The 15,699-nt window shown below is 61.3% G+C and carries 18 protein-coding genes; 6 read left to right on the top strand and 12 right to left on the bottom strand.

The annotated features are described in order from the left end of the window. Window positions 1-13: 13 nt before the first annotated feature. A complete protein-coding gene (locus CYJ17_RS02135) occupies window positions 14-685 on the bottom strand; it encodes a TetR/AcrR family transcriptional regulator (protein ID WP_087070175.1) in 672 nt (223 codons plus the stop codon). Window positions 686-984: 299 nt separating this feature from the next. Between CYJ17_RS02135 and rpsF the strand changes: the two genes are divergently transcribed. The 4 genes from rpsF (at window position 985) to rplI (ending at window position 2,773) form a co-directional block, all read left to right on the top strand. After that, window positions 985-1,275: a 30S ribosomal protein S6 gene (rpsF, locus tag CYJ17_RS02130; protein WP_026428896.1), complete on the top strand. Its 291-nt coding sequence runs from the start codon at window positions 985-987 to the stop codon at window positions 1,273-1,275. 57 nt (window positions 1,276-1,332) lie between these two features. Continuing rightward, window positions 1,333-1,905 (top strand): single-stranded DNA-binding protein, encoded by a 573-nt coding sequence (locus CYJ17_RS02125; RefSeq protein WP_087070176.1) that lies wholly within the window; start codon window positions 1,333-1,335, stop codon window positions 1,903-1,905. A 161-nt stretch (window positions 1,906-2,066) separates the two neighbouring features. Beyond that, window positions 2,067-2,306 carry a 30S ribosomal protein S18 gene (gene rpsR, locus CYJ17_RS02120; RefSeq protein WP_016442031.1) on the top strand — a complete coding sequence of 80 codons (240 nt, stop codon included), beginning with the start codon at window positions 2,067-2,069 and terminating at the stop codon, window positions 2,304-2,306. Between the two features lie 11 nt (window positions 2,307-2,317). Continuing rightward, window positions 2,318-2,773: a 50S ribosomal protein L9 gene (gene rplI / locus CYJ17_RS02115; protein ID WP_016442030.1), complete on the top strand. Its 456-nt coding sequence runs from the start codon at window positions 2,318-2,320 to the stop codon at window positions 2,771-2,773. Between the two features lie 134 nt (window positions 2,774-2,907). On the opposite strand, the gene CYJ17_RS02110 is transcribed toward rplI, so the two are convergent. Next, window positions 2,908-4,278 (bottom strand): MATE family efflux transporter, encoded by a 1,371-nt coding sequence (locus CYJ17_RS02110; RefSeq protein WP_087070177.1) that lies wholly within the window; start codon window positions 4,276-4,278, stop codon window positions 2,908-2,910. Between the two features lie 343 nt (window positions 4,279-4,621). On the opposite strand from CYJ17_RS02110, the gene dnaB reads away from it, so the two are divergent. Beyond that, window positions 4,622-5,989, top strand: a complete 1,368-nt coding sequence (gene dnaB, locus CYJ17_RS02105) for a replicative DNA helicase (protein ID WP_087070178.1) — start codon at window positions 4,622-4,624, stop codon at window positions 5,987-5,989. A gap of 96 nt (window positions 5,990-6,085) precedes the next feature. Here dnaB and CYJ17_RS02100 read toward each other — a convergent pair whose 3' ends face one another. The 9 genes from CYJ17_RS02100 to CYJ17_RS02060 all read right to left on the bottom strand — a co-directional run bounded on the left by CYJ17_RS02100 (window position 6,086) and on the right by CYJ17_RS02060 (window position 13,367). Further along, window positions 6,086-6,250 carry a hypothetical protein gene (locus CYJ17_RS02100; protein ID WP_180948690.1) on the bottom strand — a complete coding sequence of 55 codons (165 nt, stop codon included), beginning with the start codon at window positions 6,248-6,250 and terminating at the stop codon, window positions 6,086-6,088. A 17-nt stretch (window positions 6,251-6,267) separates the two neighbouring features. Continuing rightward, complete coding sequence (locus tag CYJ17_RS02095) at window positions 6,268-6,804, bottom strand: hypothetical protein (RefSeq protein ID WP_087070180.1); 537 nt, start codon at window positions 6,802-6,804, stop codon at window positions 6,268-6,270. Between the two features lie 285 nt (window positions 6,805-7,089). Beyond that, window positions 7,090-8,313, bottom strand: a complete 1,224-nt coding sequence (locus tag CYJ17_RS02090) for a serine hydrolase domain-containing protein (RefSeq protein ID WP_087070181.1) — start codon at window positions 8,311-8,313, stop codon at window positions 7,090-7,092. Next, window positions 8,310-9,032 (bottom strand): HD domain-containing protein, encoded by a 723-nt coding sequence (locus CYJ17_RS02085; RefSeq protein ID WP_087070182.1) that lies wholly within the window; start codon window positions 9,030-9,032, stop codon window positions 8,310-8,312. The genes CYJ17_RS02090 and CYJ17_RS02085 overlap by 4 nt, the downstream gene beginning before the upstream one ends. A 39-nt stretch (window positions 9,033-9,071) precedes the next feature. After that, window positions 9,072-9,641, bottom strand: coding sequence for a YdcF family protein (locus CYJ17_RS02080; protein ID WP_087070183.1), 570 nt, complete (start codon window positions 9,639-9,641; stop codon window positions 9,072-9,074). A gap of 3 nt (window positions 9,642-9,644) precedes the next feature. Next, window positions 9,645-10,448 (bottom strand): bifunctional hydroxymethylpyrimidine kinase/phosphomethylpyrimidine kinase, encoded by an 804-nt coding sequence (gene thiD / locus CYJ17_RS02075; protein WP_087070184.1) that lies wholly within the window; start codon window positions 10,446-10,448, stop codon window positions 9,645-9,647. Between the two features lie 176 nt (window positions 10,449-10,624). Continuing rightward, on the bottom strand, window positions 10,625-11,464 hold the full coding sequence (locus CYJ17_RS02070; RefSeq protein ID WP_087070185.1) for an aldo/keto reductase: 840 nt from the start codon (window positions 11,462-11,464) through the stop codon (window positions 10,625-10,627). 68 nt (window positions 11,465-11,532) lie between these two features. Next, window positions 11,533-12,933 (bottom strand): ATP-binding protein, encoded by a 1,401-nt coding sequence (locus CYJ17_RS02065; protein ID WP_200807163.1) that lies wholly within the window; start codon window positions 12,931-12,933, stop codon window positions 11,533-11,535. 179 nt (window positions 12,934-13,112) lie between these two features. Then, window positions 13,113-13,367, bottom strand: coding sequence for a hypothetical protein (locus tag CYJ17_RS02060; RefSeq protein WP_087070187.1), 255 nt, complete (start codon window positions 13,365-13,367; stop codon window positions 13,113-13,115). A 139-nt stretch (window positions 13,368-13,506) separates the two neighbouring features. Between CYJ17_RS02060 and CYJ17_RS02055 the strand changes: the two genes are divergently transcribed. Beyond that, window positions 13,507-14,874 (top strand): alpha/beta fold hydrolase, encoded by a 1,368-nt coding sequence (locus CYJ17_RS02055; protein WP_087070188.1) that lies wholly within the window; start codon window positions 13,507-13,509, stop codon window positions 14,872-14,874. A 25-nt stretch (window positions 14,875-14,899) separates the two neighbouring features. Here the strand turns inward: CYJ17_RS02055 and CYJ17_RS02050 are convergent, their stop codons facing one another. Next, window positions 14,900-15,574, bottom strand: a complete 675-nt coding sequence (locus CYJ17_RS02050) for a 1-acyl-sn-glycerol-3-phosphate acyltransferase (RefSeq protein ID WP_087070189.1) — start codon at window positions 15,572-15,574, stop codon at window positions 14,900-14,902. Window positions 15,575-15,699 lie beyond the last annotated feature (125 nt).

The following is a 15,699-nucleotide window of genomic DNA, read 5'->3' as shown; positions in this document are numbered from 1 at the left end:
CCTGAACGGTGACCTAAAGCTGGAGGGTGCCCGCCCACTGGTTGGCCACGGTATCGAGGTAGCCGAGGTGGTCGTCGAAGAGGCCGGCGTACCTTTCGGTCATCTCCAGGGTGATGGTTCCCACCAGTTCCGTCCACGCGCGGATTACGGAGACGATGAGGCCGTCGGGCAGTTCGCCCAGTTCCGCGTCGAGGGAGCCGAAGGTCATGCGGATCCGCCACAGGTCCACCCCGAGCGCGCGGGTTTCCGGGCCGGTCAGGGCCTTATTGCGCCCGCCTTTCGCGATGCGAGCCAATTCGAGGGGCACGCGCAGGGCAGCGGCCGTGGTCATTTCCGGATTGGAAAAATCAATGGCGCTGGCACCGTAAATAAGGGAGAAGCGATTCGGGTAATCGAGGGCCCAGGTGTGGGCGGCGCGCCAGGCCGCCACCCAGCGTTCCCGCCCCGATATTTTCTGGTCTGCTGCCCGGCGCATCGCCCCGGCCAGGTCGCGGTAGGATTCGGCCGCCAGCGCGGTGAGGAGTTCTTCGCGGGAGCGCACGTGGCGGTAGGGAGCACCCGGGGAAAGCTCAAGGGAACGAGCAATCGCGCGCATGGAAAGCTGTTCGGCACCGGCGCGGTCAAGCTGCGCGCGGGCCGCATCCAGCAGCTTTTCCCGCGTGGTGGGTGCTTCACCTTCACTCATAGCCCGCTCCTATGCTTGTGCCCGGTAGGCCGCCTCAATCGCGGTGGAGCGACCTGGGGAGCGACCTAGAGAAAGTCTACCGGTCACCTCCCGGTTTCGGCCGGGATTCTCACGGAAATACGGGCGAAAAGGCGTGGGCCGCTCCATATTTAACCATCTGGAAAACAGTGCCCGTACCGGCTAGACTGAGGGACTGACCTATCTGTTCGCGGGCGTAAGCATGCGAACGGGCGGGTCAACGCATAACCCTTCTGCCGCGGACGGACCGCGGCCGTTTAGACCAGAGGAGGTGGGTAGACATGCGTGAATACGAGATGATGATCATCCTTTCTCCGAACGTTGACGAACGTAATCTGTCGACCAACGTTCAGAAGCTGCTCCAGGTTGTCCCCAATGAGGGCGGCGAACTGGAAAAGGTCGATATTTGGGGCCGCCGGAAGCTTGCTTATGACATTAACAAGCACTCGGAGGGCATTTACGTCGTCGTCGATATGAAGGCGACTCCCGCAACCGCCAGCGAACTTGACCGCCAGCTCAGCCTCAATGAGGATGTGCTCCGCATCAAGCTCCTGCGTCGCGACGAAAAGTAAACGTACCACCAGCGTAAGAACCGAATCTGAGAAAACAACGGGGTAAAAGGAGCGATTATGGCAAACGAACCGGTCATTACGATCGTCGGTAACCTCACCGCCGATCCGGAAATGCGTTTCACGTCAGGTGGTGTGGCGGTCGCGAGCTTCACGGTTGCTTCCACCCCGCGCAAGCGCAATGCCCAAACTGACCAGTGGGAAGATGGCGAGCCAATGTTCGTGCGGTGCTCGGCGTGGCGTGACTACGCGGAGAATGTCGCCGAATCGCTGTCCAAGGGCATGCGCGTGCTGGTAACGGGCCGGCTCACGGTCAATCGTTACCAGACCCAGAACGGGGAACAGCGCGAAGGTCTGGAACTTCAGGTTGATGAAATTGGGCCCTCGCTGCGTTACGCGAAGGCTCAGGTTACGAAAACCAGCGGCGGCGGTAATTACAACCGCGGCAACCAGGGTGGCTACGGCCAGAACCCGGGCGGGCAGGGCGCGCCAGGCGGCCAGGGCGGGCAGGGCTCCTACGGGGGTCAGGCCAGCTACAACGCTCCGCAGGGCGGCTCGGCTTACGATCCGTGGAGCCAGCAGCCGCAAGCCCCGCAGGGCGGTTCCGCTTTCGACGATATGCCCCCGTTCTAAATTTTCGTCTAGATTTACGTTCTAGATTTTCGGGACTACGCACACACCCATAAGTGACATTTTGGCTCGGGCAACCGCCCCGCACCGCGCCGCGCACTGTAACGCGCGGTATTCGCGGGAATTGCGCTAGGCACGAGTCGCAGCAACATTAGGAGAAAACTATGGCGAAGGGACATCTTCGCAAGCCGTTGAAGCGGAAGACCGCTCCGGTGAAGGCCATCAAGGTCGGCAATATTGACTACAAGGACACCGCTACGCTGCGCAAGTTCATTTCGGACCGCGGCAAGATCCGCGCCCGCCGCGTGACCGGTGTGAACGTTCAGGAGCAGCGCAAGATCGCCAAGGCGATTAAGAACGCCCGTGAGATGGCTCTGCTTCCCTACTCGAGCAACGCTCGCTAAGGAGGCACATAATGAAGCTCATTCTTACGCACGACGTCGAACGCCTCGGCACCGCCGGTGATGTTGTCACCGTCAAGGACGGCTACGGCCGTAACTACCTGCTGCCGCGCGGCTACGCCACTCCGTGGACCAAGGGCGCCCAGAAGCAGATCGACCAGATGGCCGAAGCACGCCGCAAGCGCTCCATCACCGATCTGGAAGCCGCGCACGCGCTGCGCGATGCGCTCAACGAAGCCGTGGTGCAGGTGAAGAAGGCCGCCGGTGAAAACGGCCGCCTCTTCGGCGCGGTGACCTCCAAGGACATCGCCGAAGCCGCCACCGAAACCGTGGGCAAGCCGGTGGACAAGCGTTGGATCACGCTTGCCTCCCCGATCAAGTCCCTGGGCAGCTACACCGCTAAGGTGCGGGTGCATGAGGATGTCACGGCATCCCTCCAGGTGGATGTGCTGCGCGCACCCAAGAAGTAATAGTAAGTTAGCAGGCCGCGGATCCCTCGTGGACGGCACGGCTGATAGCTGATTGATAAAACGCGAAGGCGGGGGAGAACCTTTATGGTCTCCCCCGCCTTTATGCTGCCCGCGCTAGCTGCGGGGGCGCCGCACTAGCTCCCCAGCTGCACCCATTTTTCCCCGCGTACCCGCAGGTACATGGGCAGCGCCCGGGCGCTCATACACACCCCGGCATAGCCGATCCACAGCCAGATGAATCCCGTCTGCCCGGACGTCCATTCCAGCAGCCCGAGCACCATCGGCCCATACAGGGCGAGGGGGATAAACATCATCCACGCGAGGGTCTTAAGGTCGCCCGCGCCAATGAGCACGCCGTCGAGAATAAATGCCACTGAGGCGATGGGGAAAAATACCGCAATGACGAGGAGGCCCCAGAAAGCCAGCCAGCGCACGTCCCCTGCGGTGCTCATGATGCGCACGATCAGCGGCGAGGCGAGAACGGTAGCCGCGCCCAGCATCGCGCCGACGCTCATGCCGCGGCTCAGGCAGCGCCCGAGCACCGTTCGCAGGCGCGATTCGTCGCCGGCCCCGGAGGCTTGGCCCACGAGGATTTGCGCGGCCATGGCGAGGGCGTCCAGTCCGTAGGAAGCGAAATTCCAGATGGTCATGGTGATTTGGTTCGCGGCCAGCGCCTCGGTGCCGAGTTGGGTCGCCCCGGTTATTTGCAGCAGGATCAGCACGCGCAGCACCGCGGAACGCACGATGAGGGGAACGGAATCGTGGAGGGCGCGTAGCACCCCCACTCCACGCGGAGCGAGCGGCGCGTGGTGCTCGCGCGCATGATGTACGACGACGCCGGTAAGGACCACACCCATGACCGTTTGCGCCGCCGCCGTACCTATTCCGGCACCCGCCAGGCCCAGCCCGGCCGGGTAGATGAAAACGAAGTTGAGGGGGATATTGACGAGTGCCCCGAGCACCGAAACTTTGAAGGGTGTGGTGGTGTTCCCGAGCCCGCGCAGGGTTCCGGTGGCGGCCAGGACCACGAGCATGCCGGGCAGTCCCGCGGCGGAAAAACGCAGGTAGCGTGCACCTTCGGCGATAACGACTCCCTCGGCGCCGAACAGCGCGAGGATATGGGGTGCCCAGATGGCCAAGATCGCTCCGAGTAGCACGCCCAGCGTTCCGGCGAGCCACAGGCCGTCCATGCCCTGGGAGAGGGCGGCTTTCATGCGGCCGGCTCCCACGTAGCGGGCGGTGGCGGAGGTGGTGGCGTAGGCGAGGAAAATGCATAGCCCCACGAGGGTGGTGAGGATGGTGGAAGCGAGGGCGAGGCCGGCGAGCGGCCCGGTGCCCAGGTGGCCCACCATCACGGTATCCGTGGCGACAAGGAGAGGCTCGGCCAGCAGGGAGCCGAGGGAGGGCAGGGCCAGGCGCGCGATCTCACGGTCAATGGCGTGCTTGGTAGTGGGGGTGTTGCGGTCCCCAGCGGGGCCGTCAGGATGCTTCTCGGGTGTCGTCACGTCCGCTAGCTTAGCCGAGTCGTACCCGGGCGAGCCTACTTGAGGAAAGCCTCAACGTGAGTGACGTCACGTAGTTAAGATGTGGAGAACTTTCCCGAAGAATATCCACAGTTGTGGACAAACTTGGGGACGGGATGGCGGGGATTTCCCCCACTCCATCCACAGCTGTGGATGAATCTGGGCATAAATGGTGAACAATCCCCAAGCTATCCACAGTTTGTCCACTGGTTATGCACGGATCCACCGGCGTGTTTACACATCCGCACAGGAGAATTAACTTGAAATTCACCTCGTAAACGCGTTACGAAAGCCAGTGGAGATCTATCGCCGAGAAAGGGAAGCTATGTCCGTCGTCAATAACGGTGCGAAGATGCAGGGGTCATCTTTCGAACGTACCCCTCCCCAAAACCTCTCGGCGGAACAATCTGTTTTGGGTGGAATGCTGCTCTCCAAAGATGCCATTGCCGATGTGGTGACGGTGCTGACCGCCGATGATTTTTACCATCCCTCAAACGCCACGGTCTTCACGGTCATCCTGGAGCTTTTCGGGCGCGGGGAGCCGGCCGATGCCATTACCGTGGGTGCGGAGCTGAAGAAACGCGGGGATCTTGAGCGGATCGGCGGACTGCCATATCTGCACACCCTGGTTGCTTCGGTGCCCACGGCTGCGAATGCCGGTTATTACGCGAATATTGTGCGCGAACAATCCCAGCTGCGCGGATTGGTGGAAGTGGGTACCCGCATCGCCCAGCTCGGCTACACCACGGACGGCGCGGATGTTATGGGCCTCATTAATATGGCCCAATCGGAAGTGTTTTCCCTCGGGCAGTCGCGTGAGGCCACGGATTACGCCACGATGGCGGAAATCGTTCCTGGGCTTTTGGATGAGCTGGAGAAGAACGCGGAACGCGCGGGCAAATTAGAGGGCGTGGCCACCGGGTTCATTGACCTGGACGCCAAACTCAACGGCCTGCGTGCCGGCCAGATGATTATTGTGGCGGCCCGCCCGGGCGCTGGTAAGTCCACTCTTGCGATGGATTTTTGCCGGCAGGCAGCCATCCATGATCAGCAACCGGTGGTCTACTTCTCCTTGGAAATGAACCGCACGGAGCTGTCCATGCGTTTGCTCGCTGCTGAAGCGGGAGTTTTCCAAGACCGCATGATTAAAGGTGAGATGACGCAGCAGGATTGGGACAGAGTCGCTGGCGCCGTCGAACGTATTTCTACCGCGCCGCTTATTGTGGATGACTCGCCGAATCTCACCCTGCCGGAAATTCGCGCGAAATCGCGGCGTCTCAAGCAGCAGCACGATATTCAGATGATTGTGATCGACTACCTCCAGCTCTTGGCTTCGGCCGGGAAGGTTCCCGAATCGCGCCAGCAGGAAGTCTCGGAGTTTTCGCGTTCGATTAAGTTGCTCGCTAAGGAATTGGAAATTCCTATTATTGCGGTGGCGCAGCTCAACCGTGATTCGGAAAAGCGTAATGACAAGCGCCCCCAGGTGGCTGACCTGCGTGAATCAGGTTCGCTGGAGCAGGATGCCGACGTCGTCCTTCTTATCCACCGCGATGATATGTACCATCAGGATTCGGAGAAGGCCGGCCTGGCGGAAGTCATTATTGGCAAGCAGCGTTCCGGGCCTACCGGCACCGTAGAAGTGGCCTTCCAGGGCCATTACGCGCGTTTCGCGAACCTCGCGGATAACAACTAAATAAATGGATTGGTTGGCATGGTGTGCGGAGCGCTTTGAAATTTACTGAGTTGAGTTTCCTCGACTCGTGCAAAGCGCTCCGCACTACTTGAGGGGTTATGCTACATCGTCGCCCTTGTCCCTTTTCTTCCTCCGGAATATTCCGTCTGTTGCCAGGAAGAAAAACAGAGAGAACAGGGCGCCCAGCGCCATGCGCGCTTCTTTGATGATGAATCCAAAAGGTACGAGGATTGCTAGGAGCACATATCCAACCTTTTTCATACGCTCAAGAAATTCCATCAGTCAAAGCACCCTCTTTTAATGTCTGCGAATCCTGTCAGTTCGTCGATTACCGCCTTCATGGCTCCGCCTAGTGTTTCCATTGCTTCAAGGCTGAAACCGTGCTTACTGATGGTGCTCACTACTTTCCTTACGCCACCTGCGGCGTCAATAGCTTTTTTGAGTTTCATAATCTTGGCAGGGGCGACCAGTGTTGAGGCAATGGTCTTCGTGATTGCGAAGGTGCAAGACCAGAAGCTGCTTTTCGCGTTGTATAGATACCCCGGGTAGTTTTTCTCGACCCATGCAGTTATTGCAGGACTTCCTTGGAGAATCACTTCATCCGGAATGGACATAATGAGATTCAGACCATCTGTAAGCTCCTGCTCGTTGAAGGGAATATAGTTTTGTTCACTGACACTATGGGTAGTAGTTGAATTTGATAGTGTTTCCACTTTATCTTGTTCAGCTGCGTTTGCTGTAACTACTGTTGATAGAGACAAGGCTAATACGCACACGCCAACAATCGTGCTGCGGATAGTCTTAGTGACTTTCATTTCGTCTCCTTAGTATTGTGGAATCTGCGTTGATTCCGTTGGGGATGAAGTGATTCTTTTATCTCGCGGCAACTTAAGCGTATTTGGTGATCTTGTCTAGGCGATAGTCCTAGATTGTCTATATGGCTTTTTTATTGTGAAACAGTTACAATACGCGCTACCAATAATTTAGAAGATAAGCCGGAACAGCAAACATCCTTACACTACGGGGCACTTCCCCCGCGGGCGCCGGATGGATGCCGGCGCTGCTACGGTGGAAGTGCCCCGCGCGAGGAGCTGGTTTAGCTACGCCAACTCAAGGCTGTCCCGCACCGCGGCCAGCAGCCGGCAGACGCGCGCCTGCGGGAGCGGCTCGGAGGAGAGCTGGTTCTCCACGTAGGAGAAGGAGATTCCGGTGCCCGGGTCCGCGAAGGAAAGGCAGCCGCCGCGCCCGTTGTGCCCGAAGCTGCCGCGGGAGAGCATGGGTTCGCGCTGGCTGCCCAGCTGGAAGACCAGCCCGTAGCGGGAGGTCGAATCGCACAGGACTTCGTCGAAGCCTTCGGCGCGGGTGGCCGAGACCGCGGTAATGAGCTCGGCGTCGTAGCGCGCATAGCGCCCGTCGCAGAACATCGCGTAAAGGGTCGCCAAGGAGAGCGCATCGGCATGCCCGTTGATAGAAGGCATTTCCGCATCGAGGAAATGCGGGTCGGTAATGGCCGAATCGGTATCCTTCGGGGATTGGTAGGCGTAGGAGGTTGTGGAGTTCGGGTCGGCCTGGGCCTGGCGCAGCGCCCCGCCCCAGCCTTGGGTGCGCGGGCCCCAGAAATGCTTGGCGATGCGCGAGCGCTCGGATTCGGGGCAGCCGATCCACACGGAAAGGTTGAGGGGTGCGCGGAAGTTCTCTTCCAGGTAGTGCTTGGGGGTGAGGCCGGAAACTCGCCGTACCAGCTCCCCGGCCAGATAGCCCATGGAGAGCGCATGGTAGCCGTGTTTGGTGCCCGGCTCCCAGCGCGGAGCCTGGGCGGCGAGCTCGGAAGTAATAAGATCCCAATCGAAGAGCGCGCTCGCGGGCAGGATATGGTCAAAACCGGGCAGGCCGGCGGAGTGGCTGGCCAGCTGGCTCACCCGAATATCTTCCTTGCCGTTGGCAGCAAATTCGGGCCAGTACTCGGCCACGCGCGCGTCCGGATCAATGAGCCCGCGCGCCACGCAGTCCGCGAAGCAAATCCCGGTCAGGCCCTTCGTTTGCGAGAAAATAAGCTGCACCGCGTTATCCGGGTAGGGCGTACGCTCCGCGATCGGGTCTTCAACGACGGCGCCATCGGCCACGCCGCCCCCGGTATTTGCACCGGCGGGCGGGTTCCAGCCCCCGTAAATATTGACCACGGGTTCGCCGTGCCAGAGCACCGCGATTTGCCCGCCGCGATCCTGGTTGGTGGCGATGGAGGCGGCGAAAGCGTCCACCACCCGTGCGAATTCCGGGGCGTAGGAGCCGCGGATGGAATCGCGCGCCTGCGTGAATGTTGTCATGGATTCCTCCTTGAGTGCGCCGAGGGTACGGACTCTCCCTCGGCAAGGTCCATATACGGGTGCGCGCTGGCTAGCTGCTCACGCATCCGGGAAAAGTAATACTCCTGAAATTCCAGCGCTTCAATCCACAGGCGTTGCGCACTGCGGGTGGCGCAGCGGTAGTGGCGTTCACGCCCCAGGCGCGCCAGGTATCCGTCAATAAAATCGAGCTGCTCCGGCAGCGGCATGGCGTCCATATTGTGATACAGCAGGGTGTCGTGGATGCGGTAGACGCTGAAACGGTCCACGTTATCGCAGTCCCCGACCGAGCGCGCGAGCACGCTGGCCTCCGCCGGATATTCGCGCTGGCCGCGATATTCGGGGGAGTCTTCCGGATATTCGCTGCGGCCATCGGTATGCATAGCGATGCCTTGGCAGATCTCCACAACTTCCAGTTCCGGCATGCCCAGGCTTTCCAAAAAGGGGCGCACGATCCGCGCGCCGGCCCGCCCGTGATCTACCGGCCGCGCGGAATCAAATTTCCCGATGTCGTGCAGGAGGCAGGCAATTTCGAGGGTATCTACCGCCAGACCTTCGGACATCGCGACCCCGCGCCCGATGGCCGCGACCCGTAAACAGTGTTCATAGCGGTAGCGGCGGGCGCGCGCGCTGGCCGGGGCGCCTTCCAGGTGCTCGCGCAGGAACGCGAGGGCTGGGCGCAGGTACGGATTCGTTGTCACGTTTCTATTGTGGCACGCCGTGCCAGCTTCCTTCCGTACTTAAGTGTTACGACGACGCCGCTTACGCACTCGGCGCGCCACCACCCGCGCCAGGTAAATCCCCACCGCGCCTAATTCCCAGACGAGGGCTTTCGGGGTGGTGGCCGGCGCGAGGCTGGCCCCGCGCATCACGGGCGTGAACCCGAATTTCACCGCGAAGTACCGGGCCCGCGGAACGTGCTGCCAGGAGGTCACGATAACCGCGGCGATGGTGCCATCCGAGAGCAGGCCGGGAACCGGGTCTCGCCCGCGGAGCAGCGCGGCGCAATCTCCCATATTTTCTTCGGTGGTGCGCGAGTGGCTTTCCGCGATGAGCGCGCTGCGCGGCACCCCGCGGGCGGCGAGCCAGGCGGCCATAACTTGGGCTTCGCTGGGCACGCCGGGTGAGGCCCGCCCGCCCGAGCAGATGAGGGCGGGGTGTGCCCCGCGTGAGCGCGCGTAGCGATATTCGGCCAGGGCCCGCGCGAGGCGGCGTTTCAAACTCCCGCTGGGCAGGTAACCCAGGCGGGTGTGCACGATCCGGCCGCCCAGCACAATAATGACCGGGACGGCCGGATCGATGCCGGGCATGGCCTAGTCCTGATCCCGGTAAGCGCCCTGCCACACGGTGGCGAAGGGGGTATTGGCTTCCACGCGGGCCTTAATACCGGCGGTCACCATATCCTTGGCACGCTGCACGGCTTCGTGGATCTCCACGCCCTTGGCTAGTTCCGCGGTGATGGCGGCGGCCAGGGTGCAGCCGGCCCCCGAGACGCGTTCTTCACCGATCTTCGGGGCGCGGTAAACAGTGGCCTTTTCGCCATCCCAGAGCACATCCACGGCATCCGGGCCGGGGAAATCAATCCCGCCCTTGACCACCACGTTCTTCGGGCCGAGCTCACCGATACGCTTGGCGGCTTCGATGAGGTCATCTTCGGTTTCCAGCGCATCCAGGCCGGAGAGGGTGCGGGCCTCAAAATTATTCGGGGTGGTGACGGTGGCGAAGGGGAGGATCTTGGTGCGCAGCGCATTATCGGTATCCAGCGCCTGGCCCGGTTCCTGACCCTTGCAGATAAGAACCGGATCAACCACCACATTGTCCCATTCCTGGGAAGCGAGCCCGGCGCGCACCGCCTCAATGGTATCCGGGTGGCCGAGCATGCCGACCTTCGCGGTGCGAATATTCTGGGATCGCAGCGCGGCTTCCATCTGGGCGCTAATCACTTCCGGAGGGACGGGCACGAAGCGATGGTTCCAGTTATTATTCGGGTCGAATGACACGATACACGTGAGCGTGCCCATGCCGTACACCCCGAGCTGCTGGAAGGTTTTCAAATCAACTTGGAATCCAGCACCGCCGGTAGCTTCAGACCCGGCGATGGTGTATGCAAAATACATTCCGCTCCTTTTCCTTACGGGTTCCTGGCACGGTGACGTTCACCTGATATTGCGCCCCGATCCACCGGGGCGTGACCTGCCTTTCACCACTTCTATGCTAGCGAAGGGCTACGACATATTTTTTGGACGTTTTATGCGCTGGACACCAGCACCCCGGCATTAGCCCAGCTCAGCGGCTATTCCCCGTTGCGCCGGAAGGTATCGGGATGGCGCCCGGTGCGCCCGGCTTCGAAACGATCCATATTGTCGATCTCCTCGGCTTCTTCTTTGAGGAGAGTGAAATCGAGGCAGGCCAGGTTTTCAGCCAGGTGCGCGGCGGAGGACGCCCCGGGGAAGACGATCCTCCCGCGCGAGAGGTGCCAGAGCAATACCAGTTGGGCAACGGTGCATCCCTTAGCGGCCGCCAGCTCGGCAAGCACGGCGTCGTCGTTCACAGCGCCGCGCGCCAGCGGCGCCCACGCTTCCACGCGAATCCCGGTGTCGGTGCAGTACTGCGTGACCTCGGCGTTCTGGAAATAGGGGTGCGCTTCGATTTGATTGACCGCGGGCTGGATCTGCGCGGCGAAACGCAGCGCCTCGAGGTGGTGACGCTCGAAATTGGACACGCCAATTGCGCGGGCGCGCCCGTCGGCCACGAATTCCTCCATGACCTGGTACGCCTCCACGTAATCGCCGCTGAGCATGGGCCAGTGGATGAGGAAAAGATCAACGTAATCGGTGCCGAGCTCCGCGAGCGAGCGCGCGAACGTTTCCCGCACGGCGCGCGGGGCGTGGTTGGGATTATCGAGTTTCGTGACGAGGAAAATTTCTTCGCGCTCCACGCCGGATTCCGCGATTGCCCGGCCGACCGCGGCTTCGTTGCCGTACATTTGCGCGGTGTCGATATGCCGGTAGCCCATGGCGAGCGCCTCGCGCACGGACCGGCGCGCGGTGGTGTCGTCCATGCGGTAGGTGCCGATGCCCAGTTGCGGAATCCAGTGGCCGGAATTGAGGGGAAGAAGCGGGATTGTTGCCATGGCTCTATTCTTGCAGAAGGTACGACGGCGCAGCTGTGGCACGTGCGCGTGTGGCCGTGCAGGTGGCTCTACAGCAGTTCCCAGGTAGCATGTGGATCGCGCGGGGATTTGCCATTCCAGCGGAGCACACCGGCATCTCGCAACAGGTTGAGGTGGCGGAGCACGGTGGGGCGGGCAAGGTCCACAAGCTCGGTGATTTGCCCGGTTCCCAGCGGTTGCTGAGCCAGGCGCAAGGCGTCGAGAATCGCGCGGCCGCTCGGCCCGATTTGCCGCATGATTTCTTCTGGAATTGCGTTGCTGGCCAGCAGGGTGAGGTGTACGGCCTCGGATAATTGCACGTAAAGCGGTTCGGCCAGCCCGGCCCGGCGGGTTTCTTCGAAAATACGCCGGATGCCTTCGCCCAGCTCCTGAGTGATACCCATATCGAAGAAAACTCGGGCAATGCGCGGATTGCGGGCCTTGCGGCCAATTTTTTCCGGATGGGAAATATCAACCAGACCGGGAAAACGCCCGGGGCTGGTGAATTCAATCCGGTTCGGAAAAATCTCCACTCGAATATGGTCGCCCGCGATTCCATAGGAGCGGTGGACCACGGCATTGACCAGGCCTTCCAGCCATGCCTCACGCGGAATAATCGGCACATCGGCAAATGTGCCCGCATCGGTGAGTCGGCGGTGCCCCGGCAGGAATTCTTCAATAATGCGGCTGGCTTCCGTAATTTGCTGCGGGAGGGAGCCGCCTATCCGAATATCTTTCCCGGCTTCTACGTTCTGGAAACGCCCGGCGCCGCGCTCGTTATCGGAATATTTGACCACCCGCACGTAGGCGTTCGGAAAAACCTGCTGCGGATTTTTTGCGAAAAGAAGGTAGCCGGCTACCCGAAGCTGGCCATCACGATCAATGAGGTCGCGGGCGCGTAGCGCATTGGTTCCCGAGGATGAGCTGAGGAGGGCGCGGTAAGTTTCCAATTGTTCTTCGTCGAGATCATCCAGCTCTCCGCCGGGAACGGGAGCGCCATCAAAGCCAACGAAACCACGATCCCATTCAAGCTCCTGGCGTTGCCGGAAAGTGAGTTTTCGTGTCTCGTCCCCGATTCGTTGGAAACAATCACCCTTATTAGTTTCGTGAACATCGCGGCTAGGAGGAACGCTTAGGAGCATTATCCATCCGCCCTCGATAGCTATGTCATCAATAACAATCCGGACCCGCGGATTGGTAAAGTCGATGGCTACCTGCCGGATCGCATTAGCGGCTTTATCGGAAACCGGCGCCAGAGATCCGTTGTGGAGACCGACGGCGATAACGCCGCCCTCCGCATTCGCCATGCCAACGATAGTTTCCGCAAGATCCTTGGGCTGAATGGATCCGCTTTTTCGTTCGTACCACTGGTCTTCTGGCAAACGAAGGAGCTCTTCCACGGCTTCATGAACCGGAAGAGTGAGAAGGCTTTCCATACTCCGCTGCAGCATGCATCTACTCTAACATTGTTAGAGTAGCTTTAGAGTAGCTTCGGGAGACCCCGAGAAAACGTTGCTATGGCGCGGATTTCTACTCTCACCCCGGATGTTAGAGTACTTTAGAGTAGATGTGAGAGTAGCGCGAATAGTTACTGGGAAGCCACCCGGCGCCCGGGTGGCTTAGCCACAGCTCAGAGCGAGTCGATGGCATTTTTGGCGGTGACCAAATCCGCGCCGGTGCGCTCGCGGTAAGCCTTGATGGCCTCGACCGTGCGCCCGCTGGCGGCCAAAGCGCGTTCTTCAGCGCTGACCCCGTAGTCAGCTGCGGCGTCGTCGCCCGAAATAGTGCCCAACCGCGCCCGCAACTGCGCGATAACCGCGTGCAGGCGTTTATTTTCCTTTCGCAAGCGCTCAATTTCCGCAGCCTGATCGAACCACTTACCCACAGTTCCTCCTTGAACGTGCCGCCTTCGCATTTGCCGTACATATTTATTATTCCATTTTCGCAGCGGATGCAGCCTAGCAGAAATGAGAGCTACCGTACAGCCGGCGAGAACGGCCCCTCGCTCGGGTAATCTTCACGGTATGAGCGCGGTTACCTATCGTTTTCAGGGTTATACATTCATCGAGCACCGCATCCAGGTGCCCCTTGATTATTTTGGTGCGTTCACTCAGCTGGCCCCGGACGATACCATCGCCCACGTTCCCGCTACCATCACGGTGTTCGCGCGGGAAATTGTGCGGGCTGGCCGTGAGGATGCGCCGCGGCTGGTGTATCTGGAAGGCGGGCCAGGCCACGCGGCACCGCGCCCGGCGGGGCTGAGCGGCTGGCAGGATCTGCTGCTCAACCACTATCGCCTCGTCCTGCTCGACGAACGCGGCACTGGAAATTCGTATCCGCTCGATTCGCTCACTATTACCGCGGCCGGCAGTCCCGCCGCCCAGGCTGCGCTGCTGTCCTGTTTCCGCCAGGATTCTATTGTGAACGACGCCGAACACCTGCGCCGCCACCTCCAAGGCGATGAACCGTGGAGCGTGCTGGGGCAAAGTTTCGGGGGTTTTGCCGCGGTATCCTATCTCTCCCACGCGCCCGCGGGGCTGCGCGAAGTCATGATCACCGGCGGGCTGCCCAGTTTGGATAGCGGCCCGCAAGCCGTATACCGGCAGACCTTCCCGCGCCTGGCCGCCCGGCACCGCGCCTACTTCGAGCGCTACCCGAATGACGAAGATACCGCCTGGTATATCGCCACCCACCTGGCGGACGTGGAAGAAATCCTGCCCACCGGGGAGCGCCTCACCCCGGCGCGGTTCCGCCAGCTCGGCCAGCGCCTCGGCTTCACCTACGGTTTCGAGCAGCTCCACTACCTACTCGAAGACCCGGTCTGGTCCTTCCGCGGGCAACGCCGGCTGCGCCCCGCCTTCCTCCAGCGGGTGGGCGAAGCGGTGTCCGCCGCGCGCGCCCCGCTCTATTTCGCGCTCCAAGAAGCCATATATGCGCAATCGGGCACCGGCCCGCTGGCCTGGGCCGCGCACCGGGTGCGCGGGGAATTCCCCGAATTTGCTATCCCCGCGCTCGCGATGGGCGGGGTCGGTGAAACTGATCTGCGCAAGGAAGGGCTGGGCTTCCGCTTCTCCGGGGAGAGCGTTTTCCCCTGGCAATTCGAGCAGGACCCGGCGTTGCTCCCGCTGCGCGGGGCCGCCAATGAGCTGGCCTTCCGCACCTCCTGGCACGATCTGTATCGCCCGGATGTGCTGGGCGGCAACCAGGTGCCGGTGGCCGCGTGGATTTTCCGCGAGGATATGTACGTGCCGGCCGATCTCTCCCTGGAAACCGCCGGGCGCATCCGCGGCCTGACCGCGCTGGTCAGCAATGACTACCAGCACGATGCGCTGGGCCGCGATCCGCATACCGTGATTGACGCGCTGCTCGAGGCCGTGCACCGGGAGCGGTAAGCGGTAGCGCTGGTGGCGCCGGCAGCTACTCGGTAATCCCCACCCCGCCGGTTTCCCGATTCATCCGAATCGCAAAAGCGCGCGCTTCTTCCAGGTCGATGCCGTTGAGGAGGTGGGCGCGGGCGGCGGCGTCGTCCTCCGCGCGCAAACGCGGCACCGAGCGCTTCGATCCGTTCCTCCCCACAAAATCGCGGTAAAACTCGCGCAGAATATCCATATCCGCCTCGACGTCGCCGGAGAGATAAAGGTGCTTCCACCACCCGTAAGTTTTGGTGCGCGAATCAATGAAGCCGAGGGTGATGGGCATGCGTCCGGCCAGGCCCATGCGGTAAAAACCGGATTTCCAGTACTGAACGTCCTTCCGGGTGCCTTCCGGGGCGAGCGCCACGCAGAATTCCTCGCTGCGTTCGGCCTGCTCCAGCAGCGACCCCACGATTCCGCTGGGGTGGTTGCGATCCACCGAAATTCCGCCGACGGCGCGCACGATCGCCCCCAGCACCGGGGCCTGCACTAGCGAATTTTTGACCAGGAATTTCATGGAGCGCCCGTAGCTCCAAAACGCGACAATATCGTAAATACCATCCCAATTAGAGGAATGCGGGGCGCCGATGAGGATCGTTTTTGGCGCGATGGGTTCGTGCACAAAGGTCCAACGGGAGCAGGCGCGGAAAATGCGCGCGGCGGCGCTACGGAATGCCATGGGGGTCCTTTCGCGGAGGGTGGCGTCTGGCCGGTATTGTACTCGCTTCTTGCGCGGGGCTTTTAAGTACGACGGCGCAGTACCGGCCCGCGCGCACCTCGGCAGCGCGGGCGCGGTGGCCACGG

Source organism: Actinotignum timonense, assembly GCF_002860685.3.
GTDB lineage: Bacteria > Actinomycetota > Actinomycetes > Actinomycetales > Actinomycetaceae > Actinotignum > Actinotignum timonense.
The sequence above is the reverse complement of the archived record's forward strand: the minus strand, read 5'-3'. Positions and strand labels throughout refer to the sequence as shown.